This window comes from Pseudomonas sp. 2822-15 (assembly GCF_002742515.1).
GTDB lineage: Bacteria > Pseudomonadota > Gammaproteobacteria > Pseudomonadales > Pseudomonadaceae > Aquipseudomonas > Aquipseudomonas salomonii.
The window spans coordinates 1-231 of sequence record NZ_LJRY01000171.1 but is presented as its reverse complement, the minus strand read 5'-3'; the positions used below and the strand labels follow the sequence as shown (position 1 = coordinate 231).

General features: G+C 46.3%; 1 protein-coding gene. It reads right to left on the bottom strand.

The genetic code is table 11. The annotated features are described in order from the left end of the window. Window positions 1–231 (bottom strand): ATP-binding cassette domain-containing protein (locus AOA59_RS08880; RefSeq protein ID WP_143522766.1); only part of this gene is annotated, 231 nt, incomplete at both ends.

Sequence of the window (231 nt, the reverse complement as noted above, 5' to 3'; positions counted from 1 at the left end):
CTGCTTCAACAATTGCAAGATTTGAACTTGAACAGTAACGTCTAAGCTAGCTGTTGGTTCATCACAAATGAGAAGAGAAGGTTCAATGCTGAGCGCTCTAGCGATGTTGACCCTTTGCTTCTGACCACCACTCAATTCACCGGGGAGTCCCAAAGCCATTTCCTTGTCCAATCCAACCATCTCTAACAGATGTTCTGCAACTTCTTGTCTAGATCGGCCCCCATACTTCCC